The 16,596-nt window shown below is 64.8% G+C and carries 16 protein-coding genes and 2 riboswitches; of the genes, 12 read left to right on the top strand and 4 right to left on the bottom strand.

Features of this window, described 5'->3' with window-relative positions; translation table 11 throughout:
• Nucleotide 1 precedes the first annotated feature (1 nt).
• A complete protein-coding gene (gene thpR, locus IAE38_RS13915) occupies nt 2–547 on the bottom strand; it encodes an RNA 2',3'-cyclic phosphodiesterase (protein WP_201218046.1) in 546 nt (181 codons plus the stop codon).
• Between the two features lie 157 nt (nt 548–704).
• On the opposite strand from thpR, the gene lpxO reads away from it, so the two are divergent.
• Together lpxO and IAE38_RS13905 are read left to right on the top strand one after the other, a co-directional pair.
• Entirely contained in the window at nt 705–1,604 is a 900-nt protein-coding gene (gene lpxO, locus IAE38_RS13910) for a lipid A hydroxylase LpxO (RefSeq protein WP_028634452.1), read from the top strand.
• Between the two features lie 20 nt (nt 1,605–1,624).
• Nucleotides 1,625–2,194 (top strand): GNAT family N-acetyltransferase, encoded by a 570-nt coding sequence (locus IAE38_RS13905; RefSeq protein ID WP_201218045.1) that lies wholly within the window; start codon nt 1,625–1,627, stop codon nt 2,192–2,194.
• 51 nt (nt 2,195–2,245) lie between these two features.
• Here the strand turns inward: IAE38_RS13905 and IAE38_RS13900 are convergent, their stop codons facing one another.
• Nucleotides 2,246–2,992 carry an outer membrane beta-barrel protein gene (locus tag IAE38_RS13900; protein WP_028634454.1) on the bottom strand — a complete coding sequence of 249 codons (747 nt, stop codon included), beginning with the start codon at nt 2,990–2,992 and terminating at the stop codon, nt 2,246–2,248.
• 161 nt (nt 2,993–3,153) lie between these two features.
• A riboswitch (cobalamin riboswitch) is annotated at nt 3,154–3,360 on the top strand.
• A 107-nt stretch (nt 3,361–3,467) separates the two neighbouring features.
• Here IAE38_RS13900 and IAE38_RS13895 point away from each other — a divergent pair.
• The 7 genes from IAE38_RS13895 to IAE38_RS13865 all read left to right on the top strand — a co-directional run bounded on the left by IAE38_RS13895 (nt 3,468) and on the right by IAE38_RS13865 (nt 11,827).
• Complete coding sequence (locus IAE38_RS13895; protein WP_201164098.1) at nt 3,468–5,594, top strand: TonB-dependent receptor; 2,127 nt, start codon at nt 3,468–3,470, stop codon at nt 5,592–5,594.
• A gap of 130 nt (nt 5,595–5,724) precedes the next feature.
• A complete protein-coding gene (locus IAE38_RS13890) occupies nt 5,725–6,891 on the top strand; it encodes a DUF1624 domain-containing protein (protein ID WP_201218044.1) in 1,167 nt (388 codons plus the stop codon).
• 26 nt (nt 6,892–6,917) lie between these two features.
• Nucleotides 6,918–7,116, top strand: a riboswitch (cobalamin riboswitch).
• A 113-nt stretch (nt 7,117–7,229) separates the two neighbouring features.
• Complete coding sequence (locus IAE38_RS13885) at nt 7,230–8,240, top strand: ABC transporter substrate-binding protein (RefSeq protein ID WP_201218043.1); 1,011 nt, start codon at nt 7,230–7,232, stop codon at nt 8,238–8,240.
• On the top strand, nt 8,237–9,256 hold the full coding sequence (locus IAE38_RS13880) for a FecCD family ABC transporter permease (protein WP_201218042.1): 1,020 nt from the start codon (nt 8,237–8,239) through the stop codon (nt 9,254–9,256). Before IAE38_RS13885 ends, IAE38_RS13880 begins: the two co-directional genes overlap by 4 nt.
• Nucleotides 9,257–9,261: 5 nt before the next feature.
• Nucleotides 9,262–10,041, top strand: a complete 780-nt coding sequence (locus IAE38_RS13875; RefSeq protein WP_201218041.1) for an ABC transporter ATP-binding protein — start codon at nt 9,262–9,264, stop codon at nt 10,039–10,041.
• Nucleotides 10,042–10,058: 17 nt separating this feature from the next.
• Nucleotides 10,059–10,493 carry a pseudoazurin gene (locus IAE38_RS13870; RefSeq protein WP_201218040.1) on the top strand — a complete coding sequence of 145 codons (435 nt, stop codon included), beginning with the start codon at nt 10,059–10,061 and terminating at the stop codon, nt 10,491–10,493.
• Nucleotides 10,490–11,827: an OprD family porin gene (locus IAE38_RS13865; protein WP_201218039.1), complete on the top strand. Its 1,338-nt coding sequence runs from the start codon at nt 10,490–10,492 to the stop codon at nt 11,825–11,827. Before IAE38_RS13870 ends, IAE38_RS13865 begins: the two co-directional genes overlap by 4 nt.
• Here the strand turns inward: IAE38_RS13865 and IAE38_RS13860 are convergent.
• Nucleotides 11,822–12,094, bottom strand: coding sequence for a hypothetical protein (locus tag IAE38_RS13860; protein ID WP_201218038.1), 273 nt, complete (start codon nt 12,092–12,094; stop codon nt 11,822–11,824). The two genes, IAE38_RS13865 and IAE38_RS13860, sit on opposite strands and share 6 nt — an antisense overlap.
• 131 nt (nt 12,095–12,225) lie before the next feature.
• Entirely contained in the window at nt 12,226–12,723 is a 498-nt protein-coding gene (locus tag IAE38_RS13855) for a GNAT family N-acetyltransferase (RefSeq protein ID WP_201218037.1), read from the bottom strand.
• A 128-nt stretch (nt 12,724–12,851) separates the two neighbouring features.
• Between IAE38_RS13855 and IAE38_RS13850 the strand changes: the two genes are divergently transcribed.
• The 3 genes from IAE38_RS13850 (at nt 12,852) to IAE38_RS13840 (ending at nt 16,559) form a co-directional block, all read left to right on the top strand.
• A complete protein-coding gene (locus IAE38_RS13850) occupies nt 12,852–13,337 on the top strand; it encodes a hypothetical protein (RefSeq protein ID WP_201218036.1) in 486 nt (161 codons plus the stop codon).
• A 165-nt stretch (nt 13,338–13,502) separates the two neighbouring features.
• The gene (locus IAE38_RS13845; protein ID WP_442968293.1) at nt 13,503–15,053 is read left to right on the top strand and encodes a sensor domain-containing diguanylate cyclase; all 1,551 of its coding nucleotides are present in this window, start codon (nt 13,503–13,505) and stop codon (nt 15,051–15,053) included.
• 168 nt (nt 15,054–15,221) lie between these two features.
• A complete protein-coding gene (locus IAE38_RS13840; protein ID WP_201218033.1) occupies nt 15,222–16,559 on the top strand; it encodes an MFS transporter in 1,338 nt (445 codons plus the stop codon).
• The last annotated feature ends 37 nt before the right edge of the window (nt 16,560–16,596 follow it).

Genomic DNA, 16,596 nt, shown 5'->3' with positions numbered 1-16,596 from the left:
TTCACCCGGCCAACGACCACCGCGCCAACGGGGTGTAGGCCCCCTTTCGCGACTCGTAGAGCACAAACTCCCGCGTCAACAGGTAGAAATCCGGGGCGGTGGGCGCTTCCGGGGGCTGCCCCCGATAATCCCTGGACAACGTCAGGTGCGGGCGGTAATCCCGGCTGATCACCTGCAACCCCAATGGCAACAGGGCCTGCTGCAAGCCATACACCAGGTGCAACAGGGCCGGCGGGGTGCTCTGCGCTTCCAGCACCAGTGCGCCAGCCTTCTGCCACACCTGCAAGCGATCGAGCAGCAGCCTGGGCGCGCTGCCCGGGCGGGCGAGCTGGTCCACCGCTGCACAGATCGAGGGCACCAGGGCAGCGTCCACATCGCCCAGAAACAGCAGCGTCACATGGAAGTTGGCAGCCGGCACCGGCTTGCCGTTACGCAGGGCCAGACCGCGGCGCCAAGCGGCCAGATCGCGGCGCTGGGCGTCCCCCACCGGCACTGCAAAAAAGAGCCGCTTGAACGGGCTGCCACTAAGGCGGGTGTCCTGAGCCATACGATCTCCTTGACCTTCGGGGCGTGGGTAACACCCCCATCACTACACTTAAGTCGCCCGGCTGTTTCGTAACAATAAGTACAAACTGCCTTGGCGATTGTTTATGCTGGCGGGCTTATGCCATGGCGCATGGCCATTTTTCGACAAGTAAACGTCCATGAAAATTGCACTCGTACTTATCTTCGCCCTCTCGATCGCCTACGTTCACCTGCGGGGTCGGGTTCGTCACAAGCTGACGCGGCAGCTGGGCGACCATTCCAGCTTCCTGGCCCCCGTCAACAGCTTCCTGTACCTGTTCTCCAAGCATCCGGCCAGGCCCTACCTGCCCGTTGAAGCTTTCCCGGAGCTGCAGCCGCTGCAGGACCACTGGCAGGAGATCCGCGAGGAAGCCCAGCAGTTGCTGCAGGTTGGCGAGATCAAAAAGTCTGACAACTACGATGACGTGGGCTTCAATTCGTTCTTCAAGACCGGCTGGAAGCGCTTCTACCTTAAGTGGTACGGCGAGAGCCACCCGTCGGCAATGACCCTGTGCCCGCGCACCACTGAACTGCTGCAAGGCATCGGCACGGTCAAGGCCGCGATGTTCGCCACCCTGCCGCCAGGGGCCAAGCTGGTGCGCCACCGCGACCCGTATGCAGGCTCGTACCGCTACCACCTTGGCCTGGACACGCCCAACGATGACGGCTGCTACATCGACGTGGACGGCCAGAAGTACTCCTGGCGCGATGGCCAGGGGGTGGTCTTCGATGAAACCTATATCCATTACGCCGCCAACACCACCGAGCACAACCGCATCATCCTGTTCTGCGACGTCGAGCGCCCCCTCAAGTACCGCTGGGCTACTGCGTTCAACCGCTGGTTCAGCCGCAATGTGATGGCAGCGGCCGCCGCGCCGAACGATGCCGGTGACAAGACCGGTGGCATCAACCGCCTGTTCACCCGCATCTACAAGATCCGCGAGCGCGGCAAGGCGCTGAAAAAGCGTAACCGCACGCGCTACTACCTTGAAAAATGGGCTGTGGTCGCCGCGGTGGTGCTGGTGTTCATCTACATCTGAAGGCCGTTTGGAGTAACCGCATGATCCATATCCGCCCGATGACCGCAGACGACTTCGAGCGCTTCTGGCCCACCCTGCAGGCCACGGTGCGGGCCCGGGAAACCTATGCGCTTGACCCGCACATGAGCCCTGAGCAAGGCCGCCACTTATGGCTGGAGCTGCCCCTGCATACCTGGGTGGCAGAGGAAAACGGAGAACTGCTGGGCTCGTACTACCTCAAGGCAAACGCCGCAGGGCCCGGGGCGCACGTGGGCAACTGCGGCTATGTGGTCACGCCGCAGGCGCGTGGCCGCGGAGTGGCGCGTACCATGTGCGAGCATTCGCAGAAACTGGCGCGCCAGGAGGGCTTTCTGGCCCTGCAGTTCAACTCGGTGGTCGCCAGCAACGAGGTGGCCGTTGCCCTGTGGCACAAGCTGGGTTTCGAAACGGTAGGCCGCTTGCCCAAGGCTTATCGCCATGCCCACCTGGGGCTGGTGGACTGCCTGGTGATGTACAAGTGGCTGGCCGATGAGCCAGTGGTGGAAACCCCGCCCCTGCTGATCGGGCGCAAGAACATCGAGGCGCGGGTGTCACGCAGACGCGGCCGGTAGCACCGCCAGCCGCGCCGGCCCCGCAACGTTCAGCGGGGCCGGGCACCTGGGTTAGAAGGCCAGGCCCACTTTTACACCGAACTCGTCACGCTTGAGCTTGGTGTTGTCGGCAACCGGCGAGTTATCGTCCAGCTTGTACTCGGTGCGGGTGTAGTACACACCGGCCTGCACCGGCATGGCGCCCTGCTGGTTCATCAGCATCGTGACTTCAGCATAGGGGTTGGTGCGGTCCTTCAGGTCAACCGTGTCGCTGCCGAAGTCATCCACTTTCAGCCGTGCGCGGCCGTCCAGGGTGTGACGGGCGCCCACTTCCACGCGCAGGGTCGAGGCGTCGAACTGGTGGTTGTAGCCCAGCGCGGCCTTGGCGAACGGCGACTTGAGGGTGAGCTTGGTGTCCAGGTCGTTGATCTCAGGTTCGTAGCGCGACCAGCTGTAGCCGCCGCCGACGGTCACGTCGACGAAGTTGCGCGCGTCCAGCGCCGCACGCCAGCCAAGGTCCAGATCAGCCTGAGCTTCCTTGAGCTTGTTGTCGTTCTTCTTGCCGTACTTGGCCTCTGCGCCGATCTGGTAGATGAAGCCGGATTCGGCAGTCATCTTGTTGCCGAAGGTGGCAAATACACCGCCCTGGCCCATGTGATCCTTGTCGGTTTCGCTGCCGCCTTCGAACTTGAACTTGTCGTAGGAGCCCAGCAGGCCCAGGGTGAACAGCGGGTCCGTGCTTGGCGCTGCGGTGGCAGCCAGCGGGGCAGCGACCAAGGCGAGCAGGCAGGTGTGGCGCAGCAGGTTACGAGCAGACATGCGAATAGTCTCCATGACGTATTGACGGGTTGTGCACGAGCGCTTCGAGCGCTGCCTGTTCAGAAAAGTTCGAAATAAAAACACCTGAAACGCGAACGCCGTTCAAAGGCCCTCTGAAGGCCCACAACCCGCGCATTTGACGCCCGCGCTGTTCAATGGTCAGATGCGCGCCAGTTTCAGGTGTCCTGCGCCGCCGTGCGCAGGGTGAAACGGGAAGCCGGTGCGTCGTGTATCCACGACAAGTCCGGCGCTGCCCCCGCAACGGTAAGCGAGCGAACCTTTCGACACACCACTGTGCACCTGCATGGGAAGGTGAAAGGTTCTTGCCCCTCGCAAGCCCGGAGACCGGCCTGAAGCTCCTTATGGCAACCCGCGGTGGGCGGGCGCAGGCCAGTGCCTGCGCGCGTCTGCGTGCCAGGTGCGCCTTTGCGTGTATTCCACCGGGATTCCTTCTTTCCTGCAGCAGTGGAACGACATGTCCCGTACTTTCAAGCTACACCCCTTGGCGGCCTGCCTGGCCGTCGCCGTGCCGGCCCAGGCCGACACGCTCCCGGCAGCGGCCCTGGCCCTGCCCTCCACGGCGGTCACAGGTGCCTATGACAGCGCGGCCGCCAACCTGGCAACGCCCAGCCAGGCAGGGTCGCGCCTTGGCCTCAGCCCGCTGGAAACCCCGGCCAGTACCAGCACCCTTGGCACCGCCGAGATCCAACAGCGCAACAATGCCACCGTGCAGGAGGCCGTCACGCGCTCGCCCGGCATCACCTTCATCGGCTCACCAGGCGATGGCGGCACGGGGCTGTCTGCCCGTGGTTTCACCGGCCACGGCTCGGTCATGACCTTGTTCGACGGCGCACGCCTGTACACCGGGGCGGGCACCCAGACCTTCCCGGTGGACCCGTGGATGGTCGAGCGCATCGAGGTGATCCGCGGCCCGGCATCCGTGCTGCACGGCGAAGGGGCGACCGGCGCGGTGGTCAACGTGATTCCCAAGAAACCCCTTGCCGGCGAGGTGCGCAACCACCTGCGTGTGGGGTATGGCTCCTGGGATCGCCAACAAGTGGGCCTGGACAGCGGTGGCAGCCTGAGCGAACGCCTGAGCTACCGGCTGAACCTGAACCAGCAAGCAGGCAACGGTTGGGTCGACCGCACCCCCTCCCGTAGCCAGGCCCTGAGCATGGCGCTGCGCTTCGACGCCAGTGAAGACCTCAGCTTCACCCTCGCCCACGACCGCGGTGACGCCAGGCCAGCCAATTACTACGGCACGCCGCTGATCGACGGCCACTACCGCAGCAGCCTGCGCAGCAAGAACTACAACGTGCAGAATGACCAGCAGCACTACGTGGACCAATGGACGCGGCTGACCAGCGAGTGGTCGCTGAACGATCATGTCGGCGCCAGCAACCAGCTGTACTACATCAACAGCCGTCGCCAGTGGCGCAACGCCGAGGACTACCGCTGGGCCCCCGAGCAAGGCCAGTTGCTGCGTGGCAGCTTCCTGCAGATCCGCCACAACCAGGAACAGTTCGGCGACCGCCAGACCTTCGATTTCGATCACGCCTTGTTTGGCCTGCCGAGCAAGACGGTGATCGGCGCCGAGTACAACAAGGTCCGGTTCAATGTGGACAGCAACGCGCCCTATGACGATATCGGCGGTGATTACATCGACCCGTGGCAGCCCCGCCCAGGGCCGTTCCAGAGTGCATCGCCGTTGCGGCCACAGACCCTTTCGACCACACACACCGTTGCCCTGTTTGCCGAGAACCGCCTGCAACTGACCGACAAGCTGGCACTGGTGACTGGCCTGAGGCGGGATCAGAACCACATTGACCGGAACAACCTGGTGGATGGCAGCCGTAGCGACCGCAGCTTGCAGGGCGGCAACTGGCGCGCGGGGCTGGTGTATGCACTCAGCGAGGAGGTAGCGGTATATGGCCAGTATTCCACCAGCCAGGACGGCGTCGACAACCTGATCAGCCTGCGCCCTTCGCAGATGCACTACGCCCTCACCGAAGCCCGGCAGGCCGAGGTGGGGTTGAAGCAACGGTTCTGGAACGGCCAGGGCGAATGGACGTTGGCGGCCTACCACATCGTCAAGAAGAAGCTGCTGGTGGATGACCCGCTCACCCACGAACAACAGCAGGCAGGCCAGCAGACCTCCGACGGGTTGGAAGCCACCCTGGAACTAGCGCTGGCGCACCAATGGCAGGTGTCGGCCAACGCCGCGTTGCTGCGGGCGCGCTATGACCAGTTCGACGAAAACGTCGGTGGGGTGAACCTGGACCGCTCGGGCAACCGCCCGGTCAACGTGCCCAGGCGCACCGCCAACCTGTGGCTGAGCAAAGGCCTGGGCCAGCAGGTACAGGCCGGCATCGGGGCGCGCTTTGTGGATGAACGCTATGCCAACAACGCCAACACCCAGAGCGCCCCGGGCTACACCGTAGTCGATGCCAACATTGCCTGGCAGGTACAGCCGGATGTGCGGCTGGGGCTGCAGTTGAACAACCTGTTCGACCGCCAGTACGTGGTGTCGGCATTCAGTGGCGAGCAGTGGCTGATGGGCACGCCCCGGTCGTTGTTCGCCACGGTGGACTACCGCTTCTGACAAACCCGCCGTCGCCATGCGGCGGCGCACTCCACCCATACCACGGCCGGCAGAAATGCCTACCGTGATGGCAGATATTAGTTATAAGATAACGTTTCATTTGACACACTCACCTCGCCAGCGAAATTTCATGACAAGCGCAAACGCCACTCCCACCCTGCTCACCCAGCGCCTGCAAAGCATCGATGCCCTGCGCGGGCTGGTGATGCTGTTCATGCTTCTGGACCATGTGCGCGAAACGTTCTTCCTGCACAAACAGGTCAGCGACCCGATGGCCATCGACACCACCGAGCCCGCGTTGTTCGTCAGCCGCACCCTCGCCCACCTGTGCGCCCCGGTGTTCGTCCTGCTCACCGGGCTGTCTGCCTGGCTGTACGGCGAGAAGCACCAAGGCCGTGCCGATGTCGCGGCCTTTTTGTTCAAGCGCGGGCTGTTTCTGGTGGTGCTGGAGTTCACGCTGGTCAACTTCGCCTGGACATTCCAGCTGCCGCCCACGGTCATCTACTTGCAGGTGATCTGGGCCATAGGCATCAGCATGATCGGCCTGTCGCTGCTGGTATGGCTGCCACGGGCCGCTTTGCTGGCGCTGGGCGCGCTCATCATTGCCGGGCACAACCTGCTGGACGGCGTGCACTTCGATGCAGGGTCCGCTCTGCATGTGCCTTGGGCGATCCTGCATGACCGTGGCTGGCTGGAGGTGTCGGAGCACCTGCGCCTGCGCACCTCCTACCCGGTGTTGCCGTGGGTGGGTGTGATCGCCTTTGGCTATGGCCTTGGGCCTTGGTTTGGCCGCGCCAGCCAACCTGCTCAGCGTCAGCAACGCCTGCTGCTGGCTGGCGCAGGCACGTTGCTGGGCTTTGTGTTGCTGCGCCTGCTCAACGGCTATGGCGAAGCGCCCTGGGCGGCCTACCCGAATGTTGTGCAAACCCTCATGAGCCTGTTCAACATCACCAAATACCCCCCGTCGCTGTTGTTCCTGGCCTTGACGCTGGGTACCGGCCTGTTGCTGCTGCGCGGCTTCGAGCGCGCCGGCCAGGCCCGCTGGGTCGCTGCGCTGGCCGTGCTGGGGGCGGCGCCGATGTTCTTCTACCTGCTGCACCTGTACGTGCTCAAGGTGCTGTACCTGGCAGCGGTCGCTGTGTTTGGCCTGAACCAGGGCGCGTACTTCGGCTTCGACAGCATCGGCGCCGTTTGGGTGGGGGCGGCATTGCTGGCCCTGGCGCTGTACCTGCCCACCCGCGGGTTCGCCCGCCTGAAGGCGCGCAGGCGGGACATTGCCTGGCTGAAGTATTTCTAAAAGCGTTTCACCCGGCGGCGTGATGGTCTACCATGCGTGCCGCCGGTTTCCATCACGGAATCAATAGGGAATCCCAGGCCCCGTTCCACAGGGCCAAACGGAACTGCCCCCGCAACTGTAAGTGCCGAGCCTGCTCCCTGCATGCCACTGGGTCACACACCCGGGAAGGTCGGAGCCAGGCCATGACGCACCAGTCAGGAGACCTGCCGGCACCTATATCACCAACCGGCGGGGTGTCCGGGATGGGCTTTGCGTTTTGCCTTTTGCTACCGGCAGGGGCTCGGCGATGCCTGCCCGCACGTTCCTTCCGTGAACTGCCCGATAGGAGATCGCCCCGCATGCTGCCCCGTATTGCCACCCTGCTCGCCGGCCTGGGCTTCGCCGGCCTGGCCCAGGCTGCCGCTACCCACTACCCGCTGACCCTCGACAACTGTGGCAAGCCGCAGACCTTCGACCACGCGCCGCAGCGGGCCGTGACCATCGGCCAGGCCGGCAGCGAGATGCTCTATGCACTGGGGCTGGGCGACAAGCTGGTGGGCACCTCGCTGTGGTTCAACGACGTGCTGCCTGAGTACCAGGCGCAGAACGCCAAGGTACCGCGCCTGGCCGACAACGACCCCAGCTTCGAAGCCGTGGTGGGCAAGCGCCCGCAACTGGTGGCTACCCAGTTCGAGTGGATGATCGGCGCCCAGGGTGTGGTGGGTACCCGGGAACAGTTCGACGAATTGCGCATACCGACCTATGTGATGCCGTCGGACTGCGAAGGCAAGGACAACCTGGTGGGGGCCGATGGCACGCGCCTGCAGGCCTTTCAGGTAGACAGCATCTACAAAACCGTCAGCCAACTGGCCGAAATCTTCGATGTGCAAGACCGCGGCACTGCCCTGAACGCCGAGTTGAAAGGCCGGCTGAACAGCGCCCTGGAGCAGCTGGCGGGCAAGGACCTGTCGCAGACCTCGGCGCTGTTCTGGTTCTCCAGCGCCGACCTGGACATCGACCCCTATGTGGCCGGGCGCCAGGGCGTGGCCGACTTCATGCTGCGCACCCTGGGGGTACGCAACGTGGTCGAATCCACTGAAGAATGGCCGACCGTAGGCTGGGAAACCCTGGCCAAGGCCAACCCGACCTGGTTGATCGTCGCACGCATGGACCGCCGCCGCTTCCCGGCCGACGATTACCAGAAAAAACTCGAATTCCTGCGTAACGACCCGGTCACCCGCAACATGGATGCGGTGAAAAACGGGCGCATCATCGTGCTGGATGCCGAGGCCATGCAAGCCGGCATCCGCCTGTTCCGTGGCCTGCAAACCCTGGCGACGGCGTTCGCCAGCGGTCACGCAGCCCAGTGACCAGCCGCCTGCCCTTCACCGCCGTGGCGGCCGTGGCCGCCCTGCTGACTGCCTTGCTGGCAGGCACCGCCATTGGTGAAAGCAACCTGTCACCCAGCCTGGTTGGCCAGGTGCTGGCCAACCACCTGTGGCAGGCGGGCTACGCAGTGGACCCGATTGATGCCGGCATTGTCTGGAACTACCGCCTGACCCGTACCCTGGTGGCTGCAGCCTGCGGCGCTGGCCTGGCGACCTGCGGGGTGATTCTCCAGGCCCTGTTGCGCAACCCGTTGGCCGAGCCCTACCTGCTGGGCCTGTCGGCAGGTGCCTCGACCGGCGCGGTGCTGGTCGGCTTGCTGGGCCTGGGCAGCATGGCGTTGAGCATGTCGGCAGGGGCATTCATAGGCGCTCTGGCGGCATTCGCCCTGGTGCTGGTACTGGCCCGGGCCGCCAGCCCGGCCGGCAACAACGCCCAGGTCATTTTGGCGGGCATTGCCGGCTCGCAGCTGTTCAACGCCCTCACCGCCTTCCTCATCACCAAGTCGGCCACCGCCGAGCAGGCGCGGGGCATTCTGTTCTGGTTGCTGGGTAACCTGAGCGGTGTGCGATGGCCGTCAGTGTGGCTGGCGGTACCGGTCGCAGTGCTGGGTTTGCTGGTATGCCTGTGGCACCGCCGGGCGCTGGATGCATTCACCTTCGGCGCCGATTCTGCGGCTTCACTGGGCATTCCGGTGCGGCGCACGCAGTTGCTGCTGATCAGCTGCGCGGCACTGGTAACGGCGGTGATGGTATCGATCGTGGGCGCCATCGGTTTCGTCGGCCTGGTCATCCCCCATGCCCTGCGTTTGCTGTTGGGCCCCGGTCACGGGCGCCTGCTGCCCGCCAGCGCACTGGGCGGCGCATTGTTCCTGGTAGCGGCCGACATTCTTTCGCGCACGTTGATTGCCGGGCAGGTCATCCCCGTGGGGGTGGTGACTGCGCTGATCGGCGCGCCGGTGTTCGCGCTGATCCTGGTCGCAAGACGGGGGCACTCGTGACAGCCATGGCCCCCGCGCACATCGCACCGCTGAGCTGCCAGGGCCTGGGGCTGGACCTGGCCGGCAACACCGTACTGGACGCCCTCGACCTGACCGTGCACGCCGGCGAGACCCTGGCTATCGTCGGGCCCAACGGCTCCGGCAAGTCCTCGCTGCTCAAGCTGCTGGCCGGGCTGCGCAAGCCCACCCGCGGCAGCGTACAGCTGATGGGCCAACCGTTGGCACAGGTGGCCAGGCGCCAGATCGCCCAGGCCCTGGCATTGGTGGAGCAACAGGCTGACACGCTCGATGCGATCCGCGTGTTCGATGCCGTTGCCCTGGGCCGCACGCCATGGTTGTCGGCGCTTGCACCGTTCTGCGCAAACGACCGTGCCATCGTCGAACAGGCGTTGGCCGACGTGGATGCCCTGCACCTGCGCAGCCGGCTGTGGGGCGCGTTGTCTGGTGGTGAACGCCAGCGCGTGCATATCGCCCGCGCCCTGGCCCAACAGCCGCGCCTGCTGCTGCTGGACGAGCCCACCAACCACCTGGATATCCAGCACCAGCTAAGCCTGTTGCACCAGGTGCAAGCCTTGCAGGTGACCACGGTGGTGGCCCTGCATGACCTCAACCAGGCCCTCACCTGCCACCGTGTGGCGGTGCTCGACAAAGGCCGCCTGGTTGCCTTGGGCAAGCCGCTGGAGGTGCTCACGCCCCAGCGCCTGCTCGACACCTTCGGTGTGCATGCCCACTACCTCACCGACCCCTACGACGGCGCGCGCATCCTGCGCTTTCGCGCCCCTTGAACCAGGAAGTTCTGCCCATGTCGTTGCACCCTGTTGCCTTGCTGCTCGCCAGCGCCCTGCTCGCCTCCGCAGCACTGGCCGAGGTTCACGAAGTAAAAATGCTCAACCGCGGTGAGGCGGGGGCGATGGTCTATGAACCTGATCACCTGCGTATCGCACCGGGCGACACGGTGCGTTTCGTACCCACCCAGAGCGGGCACAACGCGGCCAGCGTGCCGGGTTTGATGCCAGAGGGCGCTACGGCTTTCAAGAGCAAGCTCAACCAGGTCTTCGAGCAGCGCTTTACCGTGCCGGGCTTGTACGGCGTGCAATGCATTCCGCACCTGGCAATGGGCATGGTCATGCTCATCCAGGTCGGTGACGTGACCGAGGCCGCGGTGCCGGCAAGCCTGCCGGCGAGGGCCAAGGCGCGCTTCGGGGCGCAACTGCAACAGCTGGTGGCCGGCCAGTGAGAAGGTTGTCACTGGCGCTGCTACTGGTGGCGATAGCCCCCTGGGCACAGGCCGAAAATGCCCAATCCCAAAGCCAGGGTTTTGTCCAGGACGCCAGCTGGAGCGTGCTCAACCGCAGTGTTTACGACCTGCGCGATTTCAAGCATGGCGGGCGCAACGGTGCCGCGCGCAATGCCTACAAGCCGCGCAACGAGCGTAACGGCAAGGCGGAAGAATGGGGCTACGGCCTGATGGGTACCTTCCAGTCTGGTTTCACCCAGGGGCTGGTGGGGGTGGGCGTGGATGCCCACGCTTACCTGGGCGTCAAGCTGGACAGCGGCGGCGGCCGGGCGGGCAAAGCGCGCCTGCTGGCCGTGGACAACGACGGGCACCCGCAATCTGATTACAGCCGCGCAGGCGCCGCCGTGAAGCTGCGCATCGCCAACACCGTGCTCACCTACGGCGAGCAGCGGGTGAAAACGCCGGTGTTCAGTGCCTCCGACAGCCGTCTGCTCCCGGAAACCTTTACCGGGTTCTTTCTGGCCAGTGAGGAACTGGAGGCGCTCAGGCTGGTGGCCGGGCATTTCACCGAAAACGCCGACCGCAATGCCTCCAGTCATGGCCGGGGCTTTGCAGTCAATTACTCCAATGGCCGCCAGGGTAACCAGGTCGACCTGGCCGGCGCCATCTGGTCAGCCAGCCCTGCCTTCAGCGCCAGCCTGTACACGTCGCGGTATGAAGACACCTGGAACCAGCACTACCTGGGCAGCACCCTGAGCCATGCCCTGGACGAGCAGCGCGGTGTCAGCCTGGACCTTAACCTGTACCGCACCACCGACACCGGCAAGGCACTGTCGGGGCGTATCGACAACACCACCTGGAGCCTGGTTTCGCGCTACGACCAGGGGCCTCACGGCTTCAGCCTGGGCTGGCAGCAGGTGCATGGGGACACACCGTTCGACTACGTCTCGCGGGGCGCCATCTACATCGCCAATGCGGTGCAGATGTCCGATTTCAACGGGCCAAACGAAAAGTCCTGGCAGGCGCGCTACGACCTGAACATGGGTGCCTACGGCATCCCGGGCCTGGCGCTGACGGCCCTGTACGTACGCGGCTTCGGTATCGACGGCACCGGGGTAGACCCGGCAGGTGGCTATGCCTATCTGGGCTACGGCAAGGGCGGCAAGCACTGGGAGCGTGACCTTGAGGCCCGCTATGTAGTGCAGGGCGGCCGGGCCAAGGGCGTCACCTTCTCGGTCCGACACAACGTGCACCGGGGTAACCAGGCGCAAGCCGAGCTGGATGTCGACCAGCTTCGGCTGGCGGTGGAATGGCCGTTGTCCGGCGGGTTATGAAAGGGGTGGCTGGCTGTACGCCAGGTCGGCGAACGCGGCTTCGAGCTCCGCATCGACATGGCCGGCGGCCCTCACGCGGGTGTGCAGGTACTGCCTGACCGTGTTGGGCCAGCGCCCTTCCCGATGCGCCGCATTGATCAGGTTCCGGGCATCCTGCCGGGTGGCACCGCGCCACAGGTCCATCAGCCTGTTTTCAAAATCATCGGAGGTCCACCCCTCCAGGCGTGCTTCGAATTCGTCCAGCAACTTGAGCTTGTACAGGGCCATGTGTGGCATCGTCCTTCTCCCTCTGCAGCGATGAAAAATCCATGTCCTGGGAGGGTAAGCACGGCCTGGCAGGCAAGGAAATGAACGCGTGGATCACTGCCGCCAGGCTTGTGTAGGGCAATTCCGTAGGTTCAGCGCAGGGGCAGCTGCATGTGGGTGGTCTGCCACACCGGGTCTTGTTCAACGTCCACCACGCTGAAACCCTGGCGCTCCCAGAAGCGGATGGCGCCGGGCAGAAATGGATGGGTGTGCAGGTACAGGCAGTCTACCCCTTGCGCCTGGGCTTGCAGACGCAACCTGGCGAACAGCGCTGCTGCCAGGCCGTGCCTGCGGTAGGCCGGCAAGACGAACAGCCGCACCACCTCGACCACCTGCTGGGCGCGGTAGCAGAGCTGGGCAAAGCGGTGATCGTAGGGCAGGTAGCCAACCACGGCCACCAGGCGCCCGCCGTCCCGCGCCTCCAGAAAACAGCCAGCGCCGTCCAGGTACGTGCTGGCGAAGTGCGCCAGATCATGGGGCAAGGGCGTGCCGGCGAGCATCGGGAACAATTCGCGGCGGGCCGCTTCGACGAACGCCACCACTTCATCAATGGCGTCGCGTGGAACAGGTTGCAGGGTCAGGTCGGGCATGGGGCAGCCACCAGGCAATGGAGGCCAGGTTCTACCCCAGCCGCGCGGCCAAGGCAAACGACAAGGCTCGTCGGCGTTGCGCAGACACCGTTATAATCGCCAGCCTCACAGCCCGACCAGGCCACGCCATGCCTTGCCTCAACAAGTTGCTGTTGCCCCTGCTGCTGGCCCTCGCCGTTACCGCCTGCGATCAGAAACCCACCCGTGAAGAGCAGATCCTCGCGCGGCTGCCGCTGCAGGAGGCCTATACCCATAACATCGAGCGCATGGCTGGCCTGCTCGGGCGCACCCACCCCCGGTTGACACAGGCAAGCATCGAGCAGGTGCTGCGCAAACACCTCACGGTCGAGGACCAGCGCCAGGACCTGTTTCGGCTTTACAGCGAGAAAAACTTCAGCGATGCAGAGTTCGACACGATCGTCACGGCGCTGCAGGACCCGGCCAAGGCACGTGCTCTGGAGGACACGGAGAACGGCCGGCGCCTGAGCGAAAAACTCACGTCGCTGATGCGCGACACCGCTGGGGACCCCAACGTGCAAGCCTTGGCCAAACAACGCATGCAGCAGGTGGAAGACGAACTGCGGAAGCTGGACAACGCCAGCCCTGCTGGATAATAGGCCCGGAAGCGCTAATTGGGGCGCTTAGCGCCCCAACGCACCCGATGGTGGCCATCTTGACGTCAAGCAGTTCCCCAAAGCACCGATAACCTGTAGGGTTATCGCCCTTTTTGCCGCATCTGTTCGCCTTCGAGGTCAGGATTGCCAAACGCCAAGCAAGGAATGCGGCTCGATCTGCGCACACTTATTCTGGTGCTTTGCGCCCTTACCGCGCTGGTGATGCTGTGCGCCAGCTATTTCGCCAGCTACCGGGTGCAGCGCCAGTTGCTGATCGACCACGCCCTGGAAGCCAACCGGGTCTATGCGGCAAAGCTGGCTGCCATCACTGAAACCTATATTCGCAACGCCCTGCAGCAACTGGCATTCAGCGCGGGTGTGCAGCGCCAGCAACTGGCCGACAGCGCTGCGCTACGGGCCGAAACCGACCGGGTACTGGGCCAGAGCATGGCCTTCAACTCTACCTTCGTGATCGACGCGAACGGTGTACTGCTGTCGGTATCGCCCGCACACCTGCGACACCTGGTGGGCGGGCGCATGCAGTCCCCCGGCGTAGAAGAAGCCCTGCACGAACGCCGCCCTCTGGTTTCCACCCCCTATGTCTCGGCAGCCAACAACCTGGTCGTGACATTGTCACAACCGATCTTCGACGCCGATGGGCGTTACCTGGGCTACGTGGCGGGAAGCCTCTACCTGCACGAGCGCAACATCCTCAACAGCTTGCTGGGCGAGCACTTTTACAAGGACGGCTCCTACCTGTACGTGGTCGACAGCCAGCGCCGCCTGCTGTACCACCCCAACCCGCAGCGGGTTGGCACAGTGGTGCAGAGCAACCCGCTGATCAACCAGCTGGGCACCTTGCGCAACGGCACCCGCCAACTGAGCAACAGCCAGGGGGTGGAGATGCTGGCAGGTTTCGCCACCGTGCCAAGTGCCGGCTGGGGCGTGGTGGCCCAGCAGCCTCTGACACGCACACTGACACCACTGGGGAACCTCATCCTCAACGTGGTGGGTACATCGGCGCCGTTGGCCCTGGTGGGCTTCCTGCTGCTGTGGTGGCTGGCCCTGATCATCGCGCAGCCGTTGTGGCAACTGGCTGCCGGGGCCCGCACCATGGACAGCCCGGAAACCGCCGAGCGCCTGCGCCGGGTGCCTGCCTGGTACTTCGAGGCGGCCGAGCTCAAGCGCGCCCTGCTGTTCGGGCTGAACCTGCTGCAGGAACGCATTGGCCGGCTCAACCGCGACGCCCAGACCGACCCGCTCACAGGCCTTGTCAACCGTCGCGGCCTGGAGTTCAGCCTGGCACTGCTGCAGGCCGATGGCCGATCGTTCTCGGCCATCGTGCTGGACATCGACCACTTCAAACGGGTCAACGACAACCATGGCCATGAGGTGGGTGACCAGGTGCTGCGGCGCCTGGCAGAGCTGATGCGCGGCTGCTGCCGCGAGGGTGACCTGCTGTGCCGTACCGGCGGCGAGGAATTCCTCATGCTGTTGCCAGGCGCAGGCCTGGAGGTAGCGGCCAACGTGGCCGAGCGCCTGAGGCTGACGGTGCAGGATACTCCCGTGGAACCGGTAGGCGCGGTGACGGTGTCACTGGGCGTAGCGCGTTGGGATGCCAAGGGTGGCAATGAGCCTGCCGACGCGCTAGGTGCGGCTGACCGTGCGCTGTACCAGGCCAAGCAACAGGGGCGCAACCGGATGGTTCACGCCTGACCTCCTGGCAGGCCGCCGCACCTGCGGTCGTATCAGGTATCCGAAGGTCGCCCTCGACAAAGCGGCCTGTGGGCAACGGCGATCTACTGGCAGACACATAAAAATGATGGGGCGGCCCGATCGCCCCACGTTCTTCATGACTGCCAATGGAAACCGGAGAGCACCCGCATGTCCGCAACTCATGAGGTATCCCCCGCCACCCTGCGTCGCGTCATCGCCGCTTCCGCCATCGGCAACTTCGTCGAATGGTTCGATTTTGCGGTGTATGGCTTTCTCGCCACCCTGATCGCCAGCCAGTTCTTTGCCAGCGAAGATGCCAGCGTGGCCTTGCTCAAGACGTTCGCCGTGTTTGCGGTGGCCTTTGCCCTGCGCCCGCTGGGCGGTATCGTGTTCGGCGCGCTGGGCGACCGCCTTGGGCGCAAGCGCATCCTGTCGTTGACCATCCTGCTGATGGCGGGCTCCACGACGCTCATCGGCCTGCTGCCCACCTACGCCAGCATCGGCCTGGCGGCGCCGGCGCTGCTTACTCTGGCGCGCTGCCTGCAAGGGTTTTCTGCCGGTGGCGAGTATGCCGGTGCCTGCGCCTACTTGATGGAGCATGCGCCTGACGACAAGCGTGCGTTCTATGGCAGCTTCGTACCGGTGTCCACCTTCTCCGCCTTTGCCTGCGCCGCTGTGATCGCCTATGGCCTGGAGGCCAGCTTGTCTGCCGAAGCCATGAGTGCGTGGGGCTGGCGTGTCCCCTTCCTGATCGCCGCCCCGTTGGGCCTGGTGGGCCTGTACCTGCGCTGGCGCATGGAAGAAACCCCGGCGTTCCGCGAGGCGCTTGCCCAGGGCAAGGTCCACGAGCATTCACCGCTCAAGGACACCTTGCGCCACCATGGCCGCACCATCCGCAACCTGGGTGCGTTCATCTCGCTGACCGCGCTGTCGTTCTATATGTTCACCACGTACTTCGCCACCTACCTGCAACTGGTGGGCAACCTGACCCGCGCCCAGTCGCTGCTGGTCACCACGGTGGCACTGATCTTCGCCGCGGTGGGGTGCCCGCTGGCAGGGGCATTTTCCGACCGTGTGGGGCGGCGCAAGACCATCGGCTTTACCTGCCTGTGGGTGATGGCCTGCGTGTTCCCGGCCTATTGGCTGGCGAGCTCCGGTTCCATGCCCGGGGCGCTGCTGGGGGTGATCCTGTTGGCAGTGGGCGCCCTGTGCAGCGGCGTGGTCACGGCAGCGCTGCTGTCCGAGAGCTTCCCCACCCGCACCCGCTATACCGCGTCGGCCATCACCTACAATGTGGCCTACACCCTGTTCGGCGGCACCGCACCCCTGGTGGCGACGTGGCTGATCGGGCAGACCGGCAGCAGCCTGGCACCGGCCTTCTACCTGGTGGCGATCGCGTTGGTGGCCTTGATTGGCGGGCTGGCGCTGCCGGAAACCTCGCGCATTTCGCTGCATGACGAGGTGCCGACCGACCCGGCAAGCAGCAGCACGCGTCCCGCGGTTTGAGGCGAGGGGCCGCAGTGCGGCCCTGGTTCGTTAATCG

Origin of the sequence: Pseudomonas sp. S32, assembly GCF_016648095.1 — a bacterium.
GTDB classification, from domain to species: Bacteria; Pseudomonadota; Gammaproteobacteria; order Pseudomonadales; family Pseudomonadaceae; genus Aquipseudomonas; species Aquipseudomonas parafulva.
This window is presented reverse-complemented; position numbering and strand designations above follow the sequence as displayed.